21 protein-coding genes and 1 tRNA gene are annotated in these 19,965 nt (G+C 62.8%); 10 read left to right on the forward strand and 12 right to left on the reverse strand.

Annotated features, from left to right (window positions below; all coding sequences use genetic code 11):
- Window positions 1-28: 28 nt before the first annotated feature.
- A complete protein-coding gene (locus tag ACYG97_RS23415) occupies window positions 29-982 on the reverse strand; it encodes a sulfonate ABC transporter substrate-binding protein (RefSeq protein ID WP_023687582.1) in 954 nt (317 codons plus the stop codon).
- Between the two features lie 283 nt (window positions 983-1,265).
- On the opposite strand from ACYG97_RS23415, the gene ACYG97_RS23420 reads away from it, so the two are divergent.
- The gene (locus tag ACYG97_RS23420) at window positions 1,266-1,553 is read left to right on the forward strand and encodes a GIY-YIG nuclease family protein (RefSeq protein ID WP_023687581.1); all 288 of its coding nucleotides are present in this window, start codon (window positions 1,266-1,268) and stop codon (window positions 1,551-1,553) included.
- Between the two features lie 136 nt (window positions 1,554-1,689).
- On the opposite strand, the gene ACYG97_RS23425 is transcribed toward ACYG97_RS23420, so the two are convergent.
- The 4 genes from ACYG97_RS23425 to tauA form a co-directional block, all read right to left on the reverse strand.
- On the reverse strand, window positions 1,690-1,872 hold the full coding sequence (locus ACYG97_RS23425; protein WP_023687580.1) for a hypothetical protein: 183 nt from the start codon (window positions 1,870-1,872) through the stop codon (window positions 1,690-1,692).
- 81 nt (window positions 1,873-1,953) lie between these two features.
- Window positions 1,954-2,814, reverse strand: coding sequence for an ABC transporter permease subunit (locus tag ACYG97_RS23430; protein WP_023687579.1), 861 nt, complete (start codon window positions 2,812-2,814; stop codon window positions 1,954-1,956).
- Window positions 2,811-3,602 (reverse strand): taurine ABC transporter ATP-binding protein, encoded by a 792-nt coding sequence (locus tag ACYG97_RS23435; protein ID WP_023732816.1) that lies wholly within the window; start codon window positions 3,600-3,602, stop codon window positions 2,811-2,813. Before ACYG97_RS23435 ends, ACYG97_RS23430 begins: the two co-directional genes overlap by 4 nt.
- 160 nt (window positions 3,603-3,762) lie before the next feature.
- A complete protein-coding gene (tauA, locus tag ACYG97_RS23440; RefSeq protein ID WP_023710332.1) occupies window positions 3,763-4,776 on the reverse strand; it encodes a taurine ABC transporter substrate-binding protein in 1,014 nt (337 codons plus the stop codon).
- Window positions 4,777-5,008: 232 nt separating this feature from the next.
- Here tauA and ACYG97_RS23445 point away from each other — a divergent pair, with 232 nt between their 5' ends.
- From ACYG97_RS23445 to ACYG97_RS23470, 6 genes are all read left to right on the forward strand, one after another.
- Window positions 5,009-5,170, forward strand: a complete 162-nt coding sequence (locus ACYG97_RS23445) for a hypothetical protein (RefSeq protein ID WP_023740227.1) — start codon at window positions 5,009-5,011, stop codon at window positions 5,168-5,170.
- 416 nt (window positions 5,171-5,586) lie between these two features.
- Window positions 5,587-6,063 carry an RrF2 family transcriptional regulator gene (locus ACYG97_RS23450; protein ID WP_023692934.1) on the forward strand — a complete coding sequence of 159 codons (477 nt, stop codon included), beginning with the start codon at window positions 5,587-5,589 and terminating at the stop codon, window positions 6,061-6,063.
- A gap of 16 nt (window positions 6,064-6,079) precedes the next feature.
- On the forward strand, window positions 6,080-7,447 hold the full coding sequence (locus ACYG97_RS23455; RefSeq protein ID WP_023672083.1) for an FAD/NAD(P)-binding protein: 1,368 nt from the start codon (window positions 6,080-6,082) through the stop codon (window positions 7,445-7,447).
- A 227-nt stretch (window positions 7,448-7,674) separates the two neighbouring features.
- On the forward strand, window positions 7,675-9,108 hold the full coding sequence (locus ACYG97_RS23460; protein WP_023687574.1) for a pyridoxal-phosphate dependent enzyme: 1,434 nt from the start codon (window positions 7,675-7,677) through the stop codon (window positions 9,106-9,108).
- Window positions 9,105-10,286, forward strand: a complete 1,182-nt coding sequence (locus ACYG97_RS23465) for a trans-sulfuration enzyme family protein (protein ID WP_023681210.1) — start codon at window positions 9,105-9,107, stop codon at window positions 10,284-10,286. The genes ACYG97_RS23460 and ACYG97_RS23465 overlap by 4 nt, the downstream gene beginning before the upstream one ends.
- A gap of 130 nt (window positions 10,287-10,416) precedes the next feature.
- Window positions 10,417-10,608: a hypothetical protein gene (locus tag ACYG97_RS23470; RefSeq protein ID WP_196814107.1), complete on the forward strand. Its 192-nt coding sequence runs from the start codon at window positions 10,417-10,419 to the stop codon at window positions 10,606-10,608.
- 29 nt (window positions 10,609-10,637) lie between these two features.
- On the opposite strand, the gene ACYG97_RS23475 is transcribed toward ACYG97_RS23470, so the two are convergent.
- From ACYG97_RS23475 to ACYG97_RS23495, 5 genes are all read right to left on the reverse strand, one after another.
- A complete protein-coding gene (locus ACYG97_RS23475) occupies window positions 10,638-10,943 on the reverse strand; it encodes a UBP-type zinc finger domain-containing protein (protein ID WP_023672079.1) in 306 nt (101 codons plus the stop codon).
- Window positions 10,943-12,610 carry an FAD-dependent oxidoreductase gene (locus ACYG97_RS23480; protein WP_023732814.1) on the reverse strand — a complete coding sequence of 556 codons (1,668 nt, stop codon included), beginning with the start codon at window positions 12,608-12,610 and terminating at the stop codon, window positions 10,943-10,945. Before ACYG97_RS23480 ends, ACYG97_RS23475 begins: the two co-directional genes overlap by 1 nt.
- 234 nt (window positions 12,611-12,844) lie before the next feature.
- Window positions 12,845-16,036 (reverse strand): amino acid permease, encoded by a 3,192-nt coding sequence (locus ACYG97_RS23485; RefSeq protein WP_084023693.1) that lies wholly within the window; start codon window positions 16,034-16,036, stop codon window positions 12,845-12,847.
- Window positions 16,037-16,921: 885 nt separating this feature from the next.
- Entirely contained in the window at window positions 16,922-17,128 is a 207-nt protein-coding gene (locus tag ACYG97_RS23490; RefSeq protein ID WP_023681214.1) for a hypothetical protein, read from the reverse strand.
- Between the two features lie 74 nt (window positions 17,129-17,202).
- Window positions 17,203-17,502, reverse strand: a complete 300-nt coding sequence (locus ACYG97_RS23495) for a DUF1236 domain-containing protein (protein WP_023687568.1) — start codon at window positions 17,500-17,502, stop codon at window positions 17,203-17,205.
- A 206-nt stretch (window positions 17,503-17,708) separates the two neighbouring features.
- Between ACYG97_RS23495 and ACYG97_RS23500 the strand changes: the two genes are divergently transcribed.
- From ACYG97_RS23500 to ACYG97_RS23510, 3 genes are all read left to right on the forward strand, one after another.
- Window positions 17,709-17,939: a hypothetical protein gene (locus tag ACYG97_RS23500; RefSeq protein ID WP_084023692.1), complete on the forward strand. Its 231-nt coding sequence runs from the start codon at window positions 17,709-17,711 to the stop codon at window positions 17,937-17,939.
- Between the two features lie 48 nt (window positions 17,940-17,987).
- A complete protein-coding gene (locus tag ACYG97_RS23505) occupies window positions 17,988-18,296 on the forward strand; it encodes a DUF1236 domain-containing protein (RefSeq protein WP_023672071.1) in 309 nt (102 codons plus the stop codon).
- A gap of 200 nt (window positions 18,297-18,496) precedes the next feature.
- Window positions 18,497-18,841 (forward strand): low affinity iron permease family protein, encoded by a 345-nt coding sequence (locus ACYG97_RS23510; protein ID WP_023672069.1) that lies wholly within the window; start codon window positions 18,497-18,499, stop codon window positions 18,839-18,841.
- A gap of 101 nt (window positions 18,842-18,942) precedes the next feature.
- On the opposite strand, the gene ACYG97_RS23515 is transcribed toward ACYG97_RS23510, so the two are convergent.
- Both ACYG97_RS23515 and ACYG97_RS23520 read right to left on the reverse strand, forming a co-directional pair.
- Window positions 18,943-19,027: transfer RNA gene (locus tag ACYG97_RS23515), tRNA-Leu, on the reverse strand.
- A gap of 298 nt (window positions 19,028-19,325) precedes the next feature.
- The gene (locus ACYG97_RS23520; protein ID WP_023672068.1) at window positions 19,326-19,946 is read right to left on the reverse strand and encodes a 2,3-bisphosphoglycerate-dependent phosphoglycerate mutase; all 621 of its coding nucleotides are present in this window, start codon (window positions 19,944-19,946) and stop codon (window positions 19,326-19,328) included.
- Window positions 19,947-19,965: the final 19 nt, after the last annotated feature.

Raw genomic sequence — 19,965 nt, forward strand, 5'->3', positions numbered from 1 at the left:
TTTTCCGCCCGGCGCCACACAAGAAAGTTCAATTGCCCGGTGCGGTCCACACGGCGTCGGAGATGCGCACCGCGTTCGGGATCAGCTTGAGCTTGTAGAAGCGATCGGCTGTCGCCTGCTGGCCGGCGATGATCTCGTCGGTGATCGGGAAGATGCCGAATTTGGTGCGGTTGGCCGCGATCGTCTGTGCATCGAGCGGCACGCCGGTCACCTCATGCAGCGCCGCGGCAACCTTGTCGCGGTTCGCGTCCGCCCATTTCGCCGCCACGCCGAGCGCCGATATCGTCGTGGCGATCGTCTCCGGATGCGCCTTGGCGAAATCCTTGTTGGCGAGGAAATAGGTGTTCACCTTCAGCACCTCGCTGGAGCGCGCCAGCACGCGCGGCTGGTAGCGTGTCTCGGCGATGGCGTAGAACGGATCCCAGACCGCCCAGGCATCGATCTGGTCGCTGGCGAAAGCCGCCGCAGCATCGGCCGGGCTGAGATAGACCGGGGTGATCTGGTCGAAGGGGATGTTTGCTTTTTCGAGTGCCGCGACCAGCAGATTGTGCGCGCTGGTGCCTTTGCCGACGCCGATGCGCTTTCCCTTGAGGTCGGCGAGCGACTGGATCGGCGATGCCGGCTTGACGAAGATCGCTTCGCCGTCGCCATTGGCCGGCAGTGCCGCCGCATAGACGATGTTGGCGCCGGCCGACTGGCCGAAGATTGGCGGTGCGTCGCCGGTCCAGCCGACATCGATGGCGCCGACATTGAGCGCCTCGACCAGCGGCGGGCCGGCGGTGAATTCGACCCATTTCACCGCGACACCCTTGTCGCTCAGCGCCTTCTCGATCACCTGCTGCTGCCGGGCGATGACCGGCAGGCCGGTCTTCTGATAGCCGATGTTGAGCTGCTTCAACTCCTGCGCCGAGGCACTGAGCGAGGCAGCAATGCCCGCCGCCAAAAGGCCAAGGCCGAAAACGCGTCTGGTCAGGCTGAACATGATCCCTCTTCCTTCGCTGCGAACCGGCGCCGGGAAGGGCTCCCTGCCGTGGATGAGAGACAAGGCTAGGTAGGTCTATAAATTTAGTAGAGAAACGATTTTGCGAGTTGGCTGCTTGACGTGGAAATATTTTCTTCAGAACCCAGCGCTCGTCATCCTAGGGCGAAGCAAGGAGCGAAGCGACGCGGCGCAGACCCTAGGATCCATGCCGTGACGTTTGCCGTAGAGTGGAACGGATCAGAATGTCGCTTGTGCGCGAACCGAGGCTCGATACCCTGAAACCATGACCGGCTACGTCTACATGACTGCAAGCCAAAAACGCGGCACGATCTACATCGGCGTCACCAACGATCTCGCCCGCCGCATGCCTGAACACAAATCCGGCCAGGGCGCAGGCTTCACCAGCCGCTACGGTGTTCAACGGCTGGTCTGGTATGAGGAATTCTTCGACATCACCGATGCCATTCAACGCGAGAAGTCGCTGAAGCGATGGCCGAGACAGTGGAAGATCGAACTGATAGAGAAGGCCAATCCGGAGTGGTTTGAGCTGTTTGGCGGAACCGGGTGGTAGGCGCCCGGTTTGTTGCTCCCCTGGAGCGTAGCATCAGCGTCTCGGCATGGATCCTAGGGTCTGCGCCGCGTCGCTTCGCTCCTTGCTTCGCCCTAGGATGACGAAATCGCGAAGGCTGGCGCTAATCACCATCACCTCACTGCGACCAATACTGCCAGGCCCAGTAAAATCCCTCGTCGCGTGGCGGCAGGCGGTCGCGTTCGGCGTCGAGTTGCACGGGGGCCGGCGATTTCGGCTGCGGCTGCGACGACGAGTTCTCCCGCCAGGCGAGCAGCCAGTTGCCGAGATGGGCGAACAGCACCAAGGTGGACTGGGTCATGACATCACTCCTTCTGTTCCGGGGTCGGCGGTCGCCGTGCTGCGAAGGGAAGCAGCCGGTCAAACCGGCAGAAACTTGTTGTCATTCCTTTCCCGCCCACGGAACCAGCTGACGCTCGATCCGGCGGATGATGAATTCCAGCACGAAGGCTATTGTCGCGATCACCACTATTCCCATCACCACGACATCGGTGACCAGGAACTGGGCGGCCGACTGGATCATGAAGCCGAGGCCGCGCGTTGCCGCCACCAGCTCGGCTGCAACCAGCGTCGACCAGCCGGCGCCGAGCGCGATGCGCAGGCCGGTGAGGATCGACGGCAGCGCGCTGGGCAGGATGACATGGCGCACCACTTGGCGCTGCGTCGCACCAAGCGAACGGGCCGCATCGATGCGCTCCTTTGAGACACCGCGCACGCCCGAGGCCGTCGACAGCGCCACCGGCGCCAGCATGGCAATGGCGATCACCAGGATCTTTGACGGTTCGCCGATACCGAACCAGATGATGACCAGCGGCAGATAGGCGAGCGGCGGGATCGGCCGCAAAAATTCGAGCAAGGGATCGAAGATGCCGCGCCCGACCGTCCAAATGCCGATAGCCAGCCCAACCGGAACGCCGATGACGATGGCCGCGAGCAGCGCCGCGAACACGCGACCGAGGCTGGCGACGATATGCTGGAGCAAAGTCGCGTCGACGAAGCCGTCCTTGATCACCACGATGAACTTGGTCCACACGGCGGCGGGCGACGGCAGGAACACCGGCGACACCAGTTGCAGGCGCGCAGACAGCGCCCATGCCGCCAGCACGACCAGGATGGTGACGGCGCTGATCGCCCGCGAGGAAACCCCGCGCCGCTTCCGCACCGGCCGCGACCACGGCACCGAAATGGCATCGGCCTCGCCGGTCCCGGTGGCCGGCCGCTCGCTGTAGGAGGTGACGCTCATGCCGCCTCTCCTTCGAAGATCGCATCGGTCAGCTCGCCGCGCGCCGCGGCAAAGACTGGATCGGCCTTGATGGCGCGGATCGGCTCGCCTGCGGCATAGCGGCGGCTGAAACTGGTCTCGAATGTCCGCACCACGCGGCCCGGTCCGGGCGCCAAAACGACGATGCTTGTGGCCAGCACCAGCGCCTCCTCGATGCCGTGCGTGACCATCAGCACGCCGACCCGGCTTGCGGTCCACAGGTCGAGCAGCGTCGTCTGCATGCGCTCGCGCGTCAGCGCATCGAGTGCGCCGAGCGGTTCGTCGAGCAGCAGGAATTCCGGTTCGGCGGCGAGTGCACGGGCGAGTCCGACGCGCTGGCGCATGCCGCCGGACAATTCCCAGATGCGTTTGTCGCCGACGCCGTCAAGCTTGACCAGCGCCAGCAACTGGTCGGCGCGGCGCGCCCGCTCGGCTCGCGGCACGCCGCGCAGCCTGAGCGCAAAGGCGACGTTTTCACGAGCCGTCAGCCAGGGAAACAGCGCATCGTTCTGGAACACGACCGCCCGGTCGGAGCCTGGGCCGGTGATCGGCCTGCCGCCGATCGTGGCGACTCCGCGCGCGGGCTCGACCAGGCCGGCGGCGACATTGAGCAGCGAGGTCTTGCCGCAGCCGGAGCGGCCGACCAGCACGACGAAATCGCCCTTGGCGACATCGATGGAAACTCGGTCGACCGCCGGCGCTGCCTGGCCGTCATAGTGAACCGAGACCTTGTCGAGTACGAGATGCGGGTCGAGTACGAGATGCGGCATGAAAAGGGGCTCCGGAAGAAAATCAGCCTGCCCCGGCCCTCGTTAAGCGGATCCGGGACAGGCAGCACGCGGCGTCAGGGAAGAGGAACCCGCGCGTGTTCAGAGCATTCCAGGAAAAGTGTGAAGCGGTTTTCCGTCCGGAATTGCGTAAAACAGAAGATCAGTTCGAGGCCAGAGCCTCGGTCACGTATTTCGACGACACGTATTTCGAATAGTCGGGCAGCACGGCGTCGATCTTGCCCTGCTCCTTGAGGAAGGCCGAAGCTGCCTCGATCGCCTTGACCGTGCCGCCGCCGAGGAATTTGTCGGAAGCCTGCTCTTCCAATGTCGGGAAGACGTAACCCTTGAGGAGCTGCGGCACCTCTTCCAGTTTGGCACCGGTGATCTTGGCGATCTTGGCCGCTTCCGGCGACGAAACCGACCATGCCTCGGGCTTGGCCAGGAACTGGGCATAGGATTCGCCGGTCACCTTGACGAAATCGCGCACGGCGTCCGGGTTCTTTTCGGCGAAGTCGGTGCGCACGATCCAGGCGTCGAAGGTCGGCGCGCCCCAGGCGGCAACCTGCGAGGAATCCAGCACCACCTTGCCTGTCGTCTTGATCTGGCCGAGCGCCGGATCCCAGACATAGGCCGCGTCTATGTCGCCGCGAGCGAACGCGGCGGCTATTTCCGGTGGCCTGAGATTAAGGATTTCGACCGACTTCGGGTCGACGTTTTCGTGCTTCAGCGCGGCAAGCAGGCTGTAATGCGTGGTCGACACGAACGGCACCGCCACCTTCTTGCCGGCGAGGTCGGCGATCTTCTCGATGCCGGATCCATTGCGGGCGACCAGCGCCTCGGACTGGCCGATCAGGCCGACGACAAAGATGGTCTGGATCGGCAGTTCGCGGCTGGCGGCCGCGGCCAGCGGACTCGAGCCGACATAGCCGATATCGACCGAACCGGATGCAACGGCGGCGATGACATCGGCGCCCGAATCGAATTTGCGCCAGTCGATCGTGGCCTTGGTCGCCTTTTCATAGGCGCCGTCGGCCTGCGCTACTTTGGAAGGTTCGACCACCGTCTGGTAGCCGATGGTGATGTTGAGGTCCTGCGCCTGGGCCGGGCCGAGGAAGGCCGCACCCGCCAAAGCTGCCGACGACAGGAGGACAATGCGTCGCGAAATGCTGGACATGAAAGGCTCCATGAAAAATGAGAAAAACCGGATGCCTGTTCATAGTCAGCTAATTCTATCATTCTTGTAGAGTTAAATCCTTCCAAGCAAGAAGCACTTGTTAGAAAAAAACCACCGGCTGATGCGGGCGCGGTGACCGGCCCGTGTCGAACCGTGCGCAAACGCAAACGGCGCCCGAAAGGTGCTGAAGAGTTGGTGGTCCTGCCAACCCTGGCTACGGAAGAGGCCTGATTTGGTGCTCGGCGCGCCGCTTGCGGCCTGCCGCAGGATCGATGTCGAGCCGTTGAGCCTCACCGACTTCCGCAGCGACGGCCACCGCTGGATGCTGCGCTCAAGCGGCGTGCCGGTGGCCGCCAAGGCCGCCCGGTCTCAGAGCGACAACGCGGCGTCCTGATATCGGGCGCAGGGCGGCGCCCGAGTTGTCGGGAGTCATGTTTCGCCGATCCGCGGGCTGCGACCCAAAATTCCTGGCAAAGCCCCAAATGGCGCAAATCCATGCTGTAAAAGACGGTTGATTTGAAAACACGTTCCGCGTGTTCGACGGTAAGTATAGTAATCTTATCGACATTGGGAGCAGGAGCCGCCGCTCATCGCCGCTATCGCTCGCGGCTGGCTGTGACCTTAACGGCACAAAGCCTTGCCAAAGTGGCCCCTGCGGCGTGAAAACGAAGCAAAATCAAGGTTTCTCGGCTTGTATATCATGTCAGTAGAATTTATGTGTCGAAGCAGCTTGCACGCGGCGGGGAGGCACGTCAGGCGTTTCGCAACCGATGGTTTTGGGCCATCGCCTGACAGAGAAACATTCGGTCTATGCTCACCAAAAAAGGCAAGTACGGCCTCAAGGCGCTGGTCCATCTGGCGCAACTGCCGACGGGACAGCTCGCCTTTGTCGGCGACATCGCCAGCGGCAACAACATTCCGAAGAAATTCCTCGACGCCATTCTGGGCGAATTGCGCAATGCCGGTTTCGTCCAGAGCCGCAAGGGCAAGGATGGCGGCTATCGCTTGGCGCGCCCGGCCGACGAGATCAAGGTCGGCCATGTCGTGCGCGTCCTCGACGGACCGCTGGCGCCCATCCCCTGCGCCAGCCGCACTCAGTATCAGCGCTGTGAAGACTGCAATGAGGCGACATGCCAAGTCCGACATCTGATGCTCGAGGTCCGGCAGGCGATCGCCGAGGTGCTCGACCAGCGCACGCTGGCCGAGATGCGCGACATCGTCCTCGACGACCTTCCGGTCGCGAGGGACATCGACGAGCTTGCGCCGGCGCAAAAGGTCCCCGCCTGATCCTGAGCGTGCTCGCATGAGCGTCGCGCGCGCCAATTCGATCATCCGCAGCTCGATCATCATCGTCGGTGGCGGCGCCAGCGGCGTCGTGTTGGCCGCGCATCTGCTGAAGTCGCCCAACCCGGACCTTCGCGTCACGCTGATCGAAAAGCGTCCGCATTTCGGCCAGGGCATCGCCTATTCGACGCTTTTGTCGGCGCACGTGCTGAATGTCAGCGCTGCGGGGATGAGCGCCTATGCCGACGATCCCCTGAATTTCTGGCGCTGGTTGCAGGGGCGCGGCCTGATAAGCCAGGAACAGACGCCGCAGACACCCTTCTATGCACCGCGCAGCGTCTATGCCCGCTACCTCAAGGAAGTGCTCGACGAACTCGAAGCGCGCGAAAAGGAAACCGGCCGTCTCAGGCTGATTCGCGAGGAAAGCCTGTCGATCTCGCCGACATCGTCCGGCGTCGAAGTTGTGCTGGCCAACGGCACCAGCGTCGTCGCGCATCTGGCGGTGCTTGCCACCGGCCATGACGAGCAGCCCGGCGCCGGCCAAGGGCACGCAATCCGCATGGGCACCGAGGCCGACACCGCGCTCGATCCTGAAGCCCGCGTGCTGGTGCTGGGCACCGGGCTCAGCATGGTCGACGCCTTCCTGTCGCTCGAGCAGCGCGGCCATCGCGGCGAGATCGTCGCCGTATCGCGGCGCGGGCTGCTGCCGTCGCCGCACCGCAAGGGCAACCCGATCAAGCTCGACGTCGCCGACATTCCGCTCGGCACGCAGCTCTCCTATTTCGTCGGCTGGTTCCGCGATCTGATCCGCGAAAACCAGAAGGCCGGCATCGACTGGCGCGACGTCGTCGATGGGCTGCGACCCTTCAATCAGAAGATCTGGCAGAACTGGCCGTCCTCGGCCAAGCGCCGCTTCGTTGAGCACACCAAGGCCTGGTGGGACATCCATCGCCATCGGCTGGCGCCCGAGGTGCATGCCCGCGTCACCGAAGCGGTGCGCACCGGCCGCATCCGCCCGGTCGCCGGCCGTGTCGTCGGCATCGAGGCTGGCGATGGATTCACCGTCGGCATCCAGTCTCGCCACACAAAGGCGCTGGAAACGCTGCAGGTCGCGCGCATCTATGATTGCACCGGCATCGCCCGCGACATCTCGACGACGTCGAACAGCGTCGTGCGCTCGCTGGTCGACCGCGGCCTGGCGCGGCCCGACCCGCTGCGGCTTGGTCTCGATGTCACAGCCAAGTGCGAAATCATCGCCGGCGACGGCACCGCATCGGCCAAGATCCTCGCCGTCGGGCCGCTGACCCGCGGCACCTTCTTCGAGATCGACGCCATCCCCGACATCCGCGTGCAATGCGCTAGGCTGAGCAAGCAGCTGCTAGGGTAAAGCTGTTGACGTCGGCGGGATAGCACGCCCCTCAGAGGGGGGTGGGAAGGATCGCTACGGAGGGTGTTGGGCTTGAGTCCAAAGCCGGCTTCAAACTGGAATTCCATTCCCCCTCTCGCCGGTTGATTGGCACGATCTACCTTCTTTCCGACTGCAAACGGCCGGAAAAGAAGCTACGCTGCCGCTCTGCCCCCGAGGCGGTCGCTTGTTCAAGGGAGCACATCGACATGAGCGAGCACGGAAAAGCTGCGCCAGGCAGTTCGGACGGCACGTTATCGCGCCTGCGTCCGCCATACGCCTCGGTGCTCGACCTCATCGGCCAGACGCCGGTGGTCGAACTGACCAAATTCGACACCGGCAAGTGCCGGCTGTTCATCAAGCTCGAAAGCCAGAATCCCGGCGGCTCGATCAAGGACCGCATTGCGCTGTCGATGATTGCCGCGGCCGAGAAGGAAGGCAAGCTGAAGCGCGGCGGCACCATCGTCGAGGCGACCGCCGGGAATACCGGTCTCGGCCTCGCCCAGGTCGGCATCCCCAAGGGCTACCGCATCATCCTCGTCGTGCCCGACAAGATGTCGCGCGAAAAGATCCAGCATCTGCGCGCGCTCGGCGCCGAAGTGCGCATGACGCGCTCCGATGTCGGCAAGGGCCATGCCGAATATTACCAGGACATGGCCGAGAAGATCGCATCGGAAACGCCCGGCGCCTTCTACGCCAACCAGTTCGCCAACCCGGCCAACCCCGAGGCGCATGAGACCACCACCGGACCGGAAATCCTTGCCCAGCTCGATGGCGACCTCGACGCCGTGGTCGTCGGCGTCGGCTCCGGCGGCACGCTGACCGGGCTTGGCCGCTACTTCGCCAGAACATCGCCGAAGACCGAAATGGTGCTGGCCGATCCGGTGGGGTCGGTGCTGGCGCCGCTGATCAAGACCGGCAAGATGGAAGAGGCCGGCAGCTGGACCGTCGAAGGCATCGGCGAGGATTTTGTGCCGCCCAATGCCGATCTGTCGCTGGTCAGGAAAGCCTATTCCATCCCAGACAAGCAGAGCATGCTGGCCGTGCGGGACCTGCTTTCGAAGGAAGGCATTCTCGCCGGCTCGTCTTCCGGCACGCTGCTGTCGGCCGCGCTTCGCTATTGCCGCGAGCAGACGACAGCGAAACGCGTCGTCACCTTCGTCTGCGACAGCGGCAACAAATATCTGTCCAAGGTGTTCGACGATTTCTGGCTGGCCGAACAGGGGCTGGCCGAACAGGAACAGCATGGCGATCTGCGCGACCTTGTCATGCGCTCGCACCGCACCGGCGACACCGTCTATGTCGGCCCCGACGAAAGCCTGCTCAACGCCTATGGCCGCATGCGCCGCTCCGATGTCTCGCAGCTGCCGGTGCTGGACAATGGCAAGCTGGTCGGCATTATCGATGAGGGCGATATATTGGCCAAGGTCGACGGCCCCTATGACGGCCGCTGGGACCGCTTCAACGCCCCGGTGCGCACCGCCATGACCTCCAATCTGCACACGCTGCAGGCCAGCCAGACGCTGGATGCGCTGCTGCCGGTGTTCGACCGCAACGAGGTCGCCATCATCTTCGATGGCGACGAGTTCGTCGGCCTGATAACCCGTATCGACCTGATCAACCATTTGAGGCGCGCACGATGACTGCTGAAACATCCCCATCGGGCAAGAACCGCCTGGCTTTTTCCACGCGCACCATCCATGGCGGCCAGAGCCATGACCCGCTGACCGGCGCGGTGATGGTGCCGATCTACGCGACTTCGACCTATGGCCAGCAGTCGCCCGGCGTGCACAAGGGGTTTGAGTACGCCCGCAGCCAGAACCCGACCCGCTTCGCCTTCGAGCGCGGGGTGGCCGATCTCGAAAGCGGCTCGGCCGCCTTTGCATTCGCTTCCGGCCTGGCGGCGATCTCGACCGTGCTCGAGCTGCTCGACAGCGGCGCCCATATCGTTGCAACCGACGACATCTATGGCGGCTCGTTCCGGCTGATGGAGCGGGTGCGCAAGCGCTCGGCCAATCTGCAGGTGAGTTTTGTGGACTTCACTGATCTGGCGGCGGTGGAAGCAGCGATCCGTCCGGAGACAAAACTGCTCTGGGTTGAAACCCCGACCAATCCGCTCCTGCGCATCGTCGACCTCGAAGGCGTTGCGGCACTCGCCAGGCGCAAGGGCGTATTGACGGTCGCCGACAACACGTTCTGCAGCCCCTACATCCAGCGGCCGCTGGAACTCGGCATCGACATCGTCGTGCACTCGACGACGAAATATCTCAACGGCCATTCCGACATGGTCGGCGGCGTCGCCATCGTCGGCGACAACAAGGACCTCGCCGCCCAGCTGAAATTCCTGCAGAACGCCATCGGAGCCATCTCCGGTCCCTTCGACAGTTTTCTCGCGCTGCGCGGCATCAAGACACTGGCGCTCAGGATGGAGCGGCATTCCACGAACGGCCTGAAGATTGCGCAGTGGCTGGAGGCGCGAAAAGATGTGCGCCGCGTCGTCTATCCCGGCCTGGCCAGCCATCCGCAGCACGCCATCGCCGTCCAACAGATGCATGCCTTCGGCGGCATGATCTCGGTCGACCTCGACCGCGACCTCGCCGGCACCAAACGCTTCCTGGAACGGACGCAACTGTTCACACTGGCTGAAAGCCTCGGCGGCGTCGAAAGCCTGATCGAACACCCGGCGCTGATGACCCACGGCTCGATCCCGGCCGAAAAGCGCGCGGAAATCGGCATTTCGGATTCGCTGGTGCGGTTGTCGGCGGGGATAGAGGATGGCGATGATCTGATCGCCGACCTGGACCAGGCGCTGCGGGGGTAGGCGTACCGGATGCGTACCGATGACAATGAGGGGCGGCGCTGACCGTGGAGATTAATCCCAATCCGCCGCGCGTTAACACATTCAGCAGCCTTTGCTTAACCCTTCGCCGCTATGTCCCGCCTGGGGAGGCATGGCGAGAGTGAGTGTGATGGACAACAACCCGGAAAAGCGCAGCGAATGGCGCGCCATTTTTTATGTGCAGGCCCGCGTGGCCATCCTGTTCGTCCCGGTCGTCGCCAGTCTTCTGATCATTGCCGCACTTGCCGGCAACGACCACAATCCCAATGCCATAGACCGCACGGTTACTGGCTCGGTGAAATAGGCGCAGCGGTCGGCCGACAGTCGGCCGCCTCAGAAAAACTTCGGGATCGGGCCGTTCTGAGGCGTCACGTCGCCTTCCAGGTCGATGAACGCCTCGTCGACAAAGCACCATGCCCAGCCTTCCGGCGGGTCGTAGCCTTCGATGATCGGGTGCTTTGTGGCGTGGAAATGCTTGGTGGCGTGGCGGTTGGGCGAGTCGTCGCAGCAGCCGACATGGCCGCAGGTGCGGCACAGCCTGAGATGCACCCACATGGAGCCGCTCTTCAGGCACTCCTCGCAGCCGAGCGCGCTCGGCGTCACCGTCTTGATGTCGCGCGTGTGTTTGCATTCATCCATTATGCTCTCCTGGCCAGTTCGGGCGCTGCTGCGTTGGGTCGCGCGAGATACGCGTGCAAGGCAGCCACCACCTGGGCGCCTTCGCCGACGGCGGCGGCGACCCGCTTGACCGAGCCGGAGCGCACGTCGCCGATGGCGAACACGCCGCTGCGGCTGGTCTCCATCTGGCCCGCCCCTATGTCGGCGCCGGTGCGCACGAAGCCCCTGGCGTCGAGCGCGATATCGCACCCAGCCAGCCAATCGGTGTTGGGGTCGGCGCCGATGAACAGGAAGAGATGCTGGATCGGCCGCGTCTCGACGCCGCCGGGGTTGCGCCAACGCAACCGGGTGAGATTGCCGCCTTCGCCTTCCAGCGCCTCGATCTCGGTCTCGCCAAGCACCTCGATGTTGGGTTGCGCCTCGATACGCTCGACCAGATAGCGCGACATGGTTTCCCTGAGGCCGCCGCGGCGCGCCAGCATCGTCACCTTGCGCACCTGGCTGGCGAGATAGACCGCCGCCTGCCCCGCCGAATTGCCGGCGCCGACCAGCGCCACTTCTTGCCCTGTGCATAGCCGCGCTTCGATCGGCGAGGCCCAGTAATGCACCGACGTGCCCTCGAACTCGGCCAGCTTGGCGATGCCGAGGCGGCGGTAGCGGGCGCCGCTGGCGATCACCACGGTGCGTGCGCGCAGGCTTTCACCGTCGCCGACGGTGAGCGTGTAGCCCTCGCCTGCTGCACCGAGCAGCTTGGCCTCGTCCGGGATGACTATTTCGACGCCGAATTTCTGCGCCTGGTTATAGGCGCGCGCCATCAGCGCCATGCCGGAAATGCCGGTGGGGAAACCCAGATAGTTCTCGATGCGCGCGGAGGCGCCGGCCTGGCCGCCGAAGGCGCGGCAATCGAGCACGATGGTCGACAGCCCTTCGGATGCCGCATAGACCGCGGCCGCCAGCCCCGCCGGCCCGGCGCCGACAATGGCGACGTCATAGACCATGTCGGGATCGATCGGCCGCAGCAGGCCGATGCAGCGGGCAAGTTCGGTTTCGCCGGGATTGTGCATCAGCTTGCCGTTGGGGCAGAGCACGATCGGCAGATGATGCGGGTCGACATGAAAATGCTCAATCAGCGTCTTGGCGCACGGGTCGCTGTCGGAATCGAGCGCGCGGTGCGGCTGGCCGCTGCGGCGCAGAAACCCCTGCAGCCGCAGCGTGTCGCCATTGCCGGCCGGGCCTACGACGATCGGTCCGCTGCTGCCGCTTTCCAGGAGCCCGACGCGGCGCAGGATCAGCGCCCGCATGATCCGCTCGCCAAGGCTTGCCTCCTGCACCATCAGGTCGCGTAGCCGCTGCGAGGGGATGACGAAGGCCTCGACCGGCTCGGCCGCCTCCGCATTGACCAGCGACGGCCGGCTGGAAAGCTGCGCCAGCTCGCCGATGAAATTGCCTGGGCCATGGGTGACGATGGTCTCGCGCCGGCCGGGCCTGACATCCTGGGTGATATCGACCGTGCCCGACAGGATGACGATCAGCCCCGGCGCCACGGTGCCGGCGGTGACGATATGCTCGCCGGCGGCATAGGAACTTGCCTCGCCGAACCGGCGCATGCGCTCGATATCGGCGTCGCCCAGGATGGGAAACATCTGGTCGCGGCGGGTGACGGTGATCGGCTGGGTGGGTGGGGCCATAGGTGCGAACGTAGCGCCGAGACGGCCGGGTTTGAAGTGGTTTGTTCGGGGACTGGCCGGAAGGGGAGGTGGCTCCCGCGCCAGCTGGTGCGGATGCTTCGCATGCCCCGCGCTGCAAGGCAAACAGTGCGCCGACAAGTGCGACCTTTATAAGGGCGAGCCCGAGCAGTACCGCCAGCAGTCCTCGCTCACCAGTATGCTGCAAGAGCAGCGCGCCGACGGACGGCGCCGCGGCTATCGCGTTACGCCAAGCGCCTGAGGTGCGGTGGTATCCTCGGGCTCCCCGAAGGCAGATCCTGGCGAAAGCCCATTCGTCACATCTTTGTAGAGCGCTATCGGATGCGGGCGCCCCACCAGATATCCTTGGATTTCGGGACATCCTTCCCTCATCAGGAAGGCACGCTCGTCCTCTGTTTCGACACCCTCCGCGATGACAGGCAAGGCCAGCGCATTCCCCAGGCTGAGTATCGTGCGCACGATGGCCGCCGATTGGACATTCGAACCGACACCCGAAACAAAACTGCGATCGATCTTGATCTTGTCGAATGGAAACGCCTGCAACGAGGACAGCGAGGCATATCCCGTGCCAAAATCATCCATCGAGACCCTGACGCCCAACGCCTTCAACCTCCGCAAAACCGACAAGGCAGTTGCCCGGTCGCGGATGAGAACCCCTTCCGTGATTTCCAGTTCCAGCCGCCCCGGAGCAAGGCCGGTCTCGTAGAGGATAGAGTGAACGAGGCCTACCAGGTCCCCGAAACGGAATTGCACGGGAGAGAGGTTCACGGCGATCTGCAGCGGTGAGGGCCAGGAGGCCGCGTCTCTGCACGCCTGCCTGAGCGTCCATTCACCTATCTCAACGATCGTTCCATCCTGTTCGGCAAGCGAGACAAACGCGTTTGGGGAGATGAGCCCATGCTTTGGATGGTGCCATCGGGCGAGTGCCTCGAAGCCGAAGATTTCGCCGTCCATCCTGGCTTGCGGCTGATAATGAAGCACAAGTTCGCCATGGGCGACCGCAGAGCGCAAATCTCGCTGCAAGGCGTAGCGCTCTCTTAGCCGCTTATCCATCTCAGGATCGAAGAATTGCACCATTCGACGACCGTCCGCCTTGGCCCGGTAGAGCGCTGCGTCGGCATTTGCCATCAGCGCCGCTGCATTCTCTCCGTCTTTCGGATAGATCGCCGCCCCGATGCTCACCCCGATCGAAATGTGCTGGCCCCGGATTTCGAATTTGCCTGCCGCCGATTCGAACAGACGGTCCGCAACGTCCTTGGCACTCGCGGACCGGTCATCCATGGCCAGGACAACCGTGAATTCGTCGCCACCCATGCGCGCGATAAAGGCCTCAGGCGCCGCGGTTTGGAGACGCCGGGAAATGGTGCAAAGCAGATCGTCGCCGGCGGCGTGCCCGAAAACGTCGTTCGCCTCTTTAAAATGGTCAAGGTCGATGCTGAAGACGGCAAAGCTGGCGTGCGTTGCTTTTGCACGCTCGAGCGTCGTGGCCAGGTGTGCTGCAAGCGCGGCTCGGTTCGCCAGGCCGGTAAGCGGATCGTGGTGCGCGAGATGCGCGATTTCCTCGTGCCGTGCCATCAGTTCGGTGCGCGCTACGTTCATGTTCTCGCGCGCGTCGTCCAGGCCGTGGGCGGCTTCCCTCACCTTGTCCTGGAGCAGATTGAAGCTTTCGGCCATCTCTCCAAGTTCGTCACGAGAGTTTACGGTAACCGGCATGATGTTCACGGAGGCGTGCGCCGCCGCGAGGTCTCCCCGCCCCAAGGCGACCATGGCGAGAGAGAAGTCCTTCAGCGTTCCGGATGTCAGACGCTTTGCCGCGTTGCTCACCTCGGTTGCCGAGTGGGTGATCATTCCCGGCAAAATCAGGCCAACGCTGATGGTCAGCAGCGCGACAACGACAAAAATGTCCTCCAGCGCGGCGACCAATGAAGTGTCGCCTTGGGGAACGCTGCCGATCGCCAGGAAATAGCCGGCACCGTCAAGCACGAGCACAAAAAGCATGGCTCCGGTAAGCTTCAGGTGAAGCGTATGTGGCAGCAACTGTAGACCGAGTGCGTATCGATCCTCCATCGTGCGCCAGGCGTAGAGCGCAGCACCCGAATATGCCAAAGCCAGACCGAACAGGACGGTAGGAAGGCCAAATTGCTGAAATCCCAGTATGGCGGTCAACAGCCATATTGCAGCCGCGCCTACGCCAAGGATGATGGTTCCCCTGGGAGCCCGGAAGGGTCGCTCGGCTTCGGGACTGTCACGGCGCAATAGCCAGACTGCGATGTTTGGCATGCAGATGCTGATCAGGTACGTAAAATTGGCCGCGGCGATCATCCAGAGCGGATACCCGCACAGCATGAAGCCGATTGCCGCAGCAGCTGTGAGCAGCGTTGCCGCCCAGGGACAATCTGTTGAGGTGCGCCTGGCCAGGAAGCTCGGCAGCAGGCCGTCTTCGCTCAGCTGCGCAAGGGTCCGCGCGGCGCCTGCCAATGGCTGCAACGTTCCATGGAACATGTTCAGCATGATGAGCCAGATGGCGGCCGCCTTGCCGAAACTCCCCAACAAGGGCGCAAAGGTGGGCCCGAGAGCTATGGCGAGGTCGGTGCCGAGCGGCTCCGGCCCGAGCACACCCAGCCAGACAACCGGCAGGACCAGGAAATAGACGCCGGCCATTGCGGCGCTGGCCCACATCGCCAGAGGAATGTTGCGGTTGGGATCGATGGTTTCGCCAACATGGCAGGCTGCAGCCTCAAATGCCGGTGCGGCAAACCCGATCAGGTACAGTCCCGCCATCACCGACGTGATATCGCCGAACAGGCCGGTAAACGGGCTGGTCAGGGCAAAATCCGTCGCCTGCCGCCAGTCGACCGAGCCACTGATGACCGGGACGAGGGATGAGAGAAACGCAAGCGTCGCGGAGGCAGTGGCGATCGGGATCGCCAGTTGGACCACCCACTTGATTCCACACAGGTTGACCGCCGTAAAGAATGCGATGAGCCCGCAGGCGACCGCCTCCACGGGGAGGCCCGGCAGGTACCATTGCTGGATTGCAGACGCTGAAAGAACCGCTGTCAGTCCGCAGGTCGGCACCCAACCCCACCAATAGCAGGTGCCCGTCAGAGCCGAGAGAACGGGACTGTAAGGTCGGAAGGCTTCGGCGCACGCTGCAGAGATACCGCCGACGCGGTTTGGCCACATGAGAACCAATTCGGTCCACGCAGGCGCGGCGGCCCAGCCTAGAAGCAGACCAACAACGAGCAAAGGAACCGCAGCGCTTCCTTGACCGGGAATATTCCCCTGACCGACAAAAAGGGCGGCAATCAGAAACAGGCTTTGATTGCTGCCACCCATGGCGAGCGCTGTCGTGCCCATCCATCCCAAGGTTCTCGGGTGCGGTCGTGAAGGCGTGAGGCCCGGCATTCAGAGACATCCATTCGAGTGCGGAGCGCTGTCTGACTGGCGAATGTAACCTGCGGAGATATGTCTGTCGAACGTCGCGCTCCCGAAGTCAAAGTTGGACCTTAGGTGAGACGTATTAAGACTTCGTACCAAACCAGATCCGCCCGATGATCGCTGTCAACTTGCGGTAGCTGCGGTTCAATCATGCTGATGCCGGCCCGAATGGATCGATCTCCTCCGATCTGGGATATCATATCAACTTTATCTAATCGCCCACTATGAGGGATAGTCGCGGATACAGCCTAATATCGATTATTATCGACAAATCTCGTGATTGCGGGGCGCCATCATTCGAAACGGCGGCTGAAGTCGACTGTAGATCGCTAAGCACATTGACCGCTTTTGACTTCGTACCTCGCCATCATGGGGGCAAGCACCGAGACTTCACGCCGTGCCTCAAGTTGGAGCTAACTTGTGCGAGCATGCAGCATAGCCCCGCGTTGCAGGGCAAACAGCGCGCCGACCACGCTGGGCGCGGCGGTCGGCCTTGGCGCGCTGGTGGGTCCTTCCCAGGCCGGCGCCCGTACGGTCGATATGGCGATCGCTCGCTACCATCATCCGATCTGCACCAAACTGGCCTCGGTGACATTTCTGACCACAGGCGTGGCGACGCTCTGGACCGGCCTGCCCGGTTCTGCCGACCGCGGTGATTTTCTATGGCGCCCGCATCGGCTAGCATGGCCGAGTATCGTCACATGCGGCGACATGGTGTTCTGGACGATGCTTGAGCGCGACGCGACCTCGCCAGCGGGCACGCCTTCGACGCCGGCCCGTAGCAGGAATGTGTTCAGCACCAGAACACTTGGGATCAGCGTTGCGGGCGCCTGCACACGTGAGTACTCCGCCTCACAAGCCTTCCGGCTGGTCCTCGAGGACGAACGACGCTGCAATCAGGTCATCGCCGCTGATGCGGCCACTGCCGCCAACCATGATGGATGCGACTTTCTGAAAGGTCTTCATGTCGGCCTCTGTTATGCGCGCATCGCGCATTCTCGCCCTGAGAGAACCCAGGCGGGTATCAAGGGCTGGCGATGTCTCGACGTCATCGATCATCTTCGATCATCCTGGAGCGCAATGTGAAATCCGCTGCCCGCCGCCATGGCCGGCGGCGGGCGGCAGCTATTCGATCAGTCGTAGACCTTCACAATTTTCCGGGTGCCGGGGTCGACCAGGACGGTGCGGTTGTCGACCACGACATAGCGGTATTTGACGTTGGGAACTTCGTGCAGCTCGACCGTATCAGGCAAGGCACTGCCGACGTTCAGCTCCACGCCCGGGATCTTCACCGAAGCCAGCGGCTGCTTTTTCACGTATTCGCGGACGACCGTATCCTGCTCCGGTGTGATGACGACATCCTGAGCTGCGGCGCTGCCGACGCCAGCCAAAAGCAACAAGCCTGCAGCGGCACTTGCAAAGTGGATTTTCATGGTTTTCTCCTCGCGTAATCCGGCGACGGCACCACGCCTGTTCGCCGAGGGACCGAACTTGAGATCAGCCAGATTGTTCCTGTGACTTCAGTCCGCGGCGAACCAGACCAAAGTCGGATATCAGCTAAGACCCAAGTCCCGAGGCGGAACGTTCAAGCGGGGCAGGCGTTTCCCAAATGCAACTAAATAAAACAGGAGAGGAACACATGGCCGACGGCCCAACTGTTGTTAATTCTGGGGGTGGCGGCGGCACTGCGATTGCTGTTGTTCTTGCACTGATTGTGGTCGTAGTGTTGCTTATTTTTACCGGCGTGATCAATATCCGCGGCGACGGCGGCAAGGATATCAACGTCAAGGTTGAAGCGCCAAAGGTGGAAGCTCCGGCTGCACCTGCAAAGCCTGCGGCACCTGCCCCAGCCCCTGCGAGTGGCGGCTGATCTGCTCGTATCCACGCCTTCAAACTGACCTATGAAAAGGAAATTCCCATGACCAGGTATTTCGTCAGCGCCGCCGGCGCCCTCGTCCTTATGGCGGGCATCGGCACCTCGTTTGCCGAGGATGTTATTGTTCTCAAGCCCGAACAACAGACGGTCGTTCGCGAATATATCCATAAGCAGAAGCTGGCCTCAGTCAGTTTGCTCGGCGTCGAACTCAACGTCGGCACGGCACTTCCCGACACTGTCGAGCTCCACGCAATCGACGTTCCGGATGTCCGCTACAAGTATACGGTTGTCGGAGATCATGCGGTTCTCGTCGATCCCGACACGCGCAAGGTCGTGCAGATCATCGAGTAACGCGCGAGCCCGCCGCTCCGATCAGGAGCGGCGGGCTTTGGCTGCGCTGTGAAGGCTCTACGGGCAGCCGTTTTCTGAACGGGAGGATGTCTGATGTTTAGCGACAAGGAAACTTGGGTCCTGGAAGCTGCCTTACTCGCAGCAATTCCAATTTGCGTAGCCGTCACCGCACTCGTGGCATTTTTGACCGCGGCCTGGATATGAACCGCTTCCTCTTTGTGATGGGCGACTTTCTATCCCGGCCACCGGGCTTCTATGTCCTTCTTGTAGCCATGCTGCTCTGTACTGCGTTGGTGCCATTCGGCCTGACGAATGTGGTCACCTACGCATTGTCGGTAGCGGCCATCGTGATCACCGGCGTTGTGCTGATCCAGGGTTACCGCGACACGGCCGCCATTCACGCCAAGCTTGATGAGATTATCGTTTCGCTGAATGAGACCAGAAACGATGTCGTCGGCTTGGAGCATGCCGAGCCGGAGGAGATTCGGGAGAAGCTCCAGACACTCGAAGAAGAAGCAATGAAAGCGGTTCGCCCGCCGCATTGACCCTCCGCTGGACAATCTGTCATCCATCAGCAAAAAAGCCCGGGAACCGGGCTTTTTTGCTTCGCGTCTAAATCATTTCGGACTTATCCGAAACGGGAATTTGGTGCCCAGAAGAGGACTCGAACCTCCACTCCTTGCGGAACACGGACCTGAACCGTGCGCGTCTACCAATTCCGCCATCTGGGCTGGTGCGGGCTCATGTAAGCGGGCAAACGATATGTGTCAACGCGCTTTTTCGAGGGCCGCTGCCTGCCGGCTTAGTTTCCCGGGGGTCAGCGCCGCCCCTCACCTGCCTGCCGGCATCCTCTCCCCGTACAGTGACGGGGAGAGGGGCGCTCTCATCGATGATTTTCGCCGGTCACCTGCGTCACAAGAAGAGCGCCGAGGCTGCGGCCAGCCCTTTCTCCCCGTCACTATACGGGGAGAAATGCCCGGCAGGGCAATGAGGGGCAGCGCCGACTTGGCGAAGCGTTGGCCGAAAACCTCACCCCTCCAGCACGTCCTTCGACGCCACGGTGGAATCGGCGTTGAGCTTGTAGATCACCGGCACGCCGGTGCCGAGCTCAAGCTTGACGATCTCCTCGCCGCTCTTGCCGTCCAGCGCCATGATCAGTGCGCGCAGCGAATTGCCATGCGCGGCGACCAGCACGGTGCCGCCTTTCAGAACATGCGACTGCATGTCGTGCAGGTAATAGGGCCAGACGCGGGCGCCGGTGTCCTTCAGGCTTTCGCCGCCGGGCGGCGGCACGTCGTAGGAGCGGCGCCAGATATGCACCTGCTCCTCGCCCCACTTCTGGCGCGCGTCGTCCTTGTTGAGGCCGGAGAGGTCGCCATAGTCGCGCTCGTTCAGCGCCTGATCGCGGATCGTCTTCAAATCGCTCTGGCCGACGGCGTCTAGAATGTGCTGGCAGGTCTTCTGCGCCCGGATCAGCGCCGAGGTGAAGGCGATGTCGAACTTCAAGCCGCGCGCCTTGAGCTTCTGGCCGGCTTCCTTGGCCTCCTTATGGCCCTGCTCAGTCAGGTCGACATCGCGCCAGCCGGTGAACAGGTTCTTCAGGTTCCATTCGCTCTGGCCGTGGCGCACGAGCACGAGAGTTCCCGACATGTTTGCTCCTTCAAAATTA

This window comes from Mesorhizobium sp. W067 (assembly GCF_054719525.1).